2 protein-coding genes are annotated in these 1,068 nt (G+C 62.5%); both read right to left on the bottom strand.

Annotated elements, in window-relative coordinates; all coding sequences use genetic code 11:
• Positions 1–528 (bottom strand): helix-turn-helix domain-containing protein (locus FRC98_RS20760; protein ID WP_146983495.1); only part of this gene is annotated, 528 nt, incomplete at its 3' end.
• Positions 529–623: 95 nt separating this feature from the next.
• A partial coding sequence (locus FRC98_RS21900) for a hypothetical protein (RefSeq protein WP_230467876.1) occupies positions 624–1,068 on the bottom strand: 445 nt, incomplete at its 5' end.

Here is a 1,068-nt window from a genome sequence, read left to right as displayed (position 1 = left end):
GCGCCAGACGTGCTCGTCGACCCCGAGAGCGTCCACACCGGTCAGCCGCTCCTCGGCGGCCAACTGGTCCTCGATGACCGGGGCGATGGCATCCCAGACGGTGTTCCAAGCGACCCCGAGCATCTCAGCCAGGGCCGAGACCGCGATGTCGTGGGAGCGCAGCTGGGCCACGGCCCAGGCGATCGCGCGGGTGGTGAGCTTGCCCCGCGGGGCCGCCAGCTCGTGGATCTCACTGAACGTCGAGATCTCGCAGGCGTCCTCGAGGCAGCGGTAGATCCGCTTGCGCCAGCGAACCCGCACCGGCACCCCAGCACAGGGCAGGTCGTGCAGGAGCACCTTCCGGCGGCCATGACCGGTGGCGAGCACTGCGCAGGAGGGGCAGCCCACCAGGGGCGGCACGGTCTCAACCACCACGGTGAACTGGCGCGCCCCGCGTTCCACGGCCAGGACGTGGACGTCGGGCAGGTCGAAGAGCGCGCACGCGGGCGCGCAGATAGCATGAGACACGTCGAGGCCTTCATGGATCAGGTTGCTTGGTCGCTACCCATCCTGGAGGCCTCGACCTCTACCCAGCCCTCACAACACACCCCTCGAGAAGCCCGCGCGCACCCCACTACCCATGCTCATCTGTGAAGGGCCAGATAACGGTTCAGCCACACCACATCGGCGTATCCTCTTGCACTAAGGACGTCCAGAACAGCCTTCACGAACAGCAACATCCCTGCTCCGTGATCAACCCGCACCTGCTCGCCCATGGGAAGATTTACCGGCCTCCAGAAACCGGCATTTGATTCCCCAAGTTCGGTAACGGGCCGCGAATTACTCTCTCCGGCTTTCGGTGCGAACGGCATGACGATTTCATAGCCGTCGGCTGAGGTGGAATCGAGAAACCCAAATAAGGCGGCATCGTTCACTAGAAAGAATTCTGGGCGGGCATCTTCTGGCAATCCATGAAACCAATTTGCCACAGTTTTGGGATGAGAAGTCGCTTCGTGCGCGAAAACCGCAAAAGTGGGAAGGGGATGATCAGGGCTACTTAGCGCCTGGTGCTTTCTAATTTTTTCAACA

It is taken from the genome of Lujinxingia vulgaris (assembly GCF_007997015.1).
In the GTDB taxonomy this organism is placed as follows: Bacteria; Myxococcota_A; Bradymonadia; order Bradymonadales; family Bradymonadaceae; genus Lujinxingia; species Lujinxingia vulgaris.
This window is presented reverse-complemented; position numbering and strand designations above follow the sequence as displayed.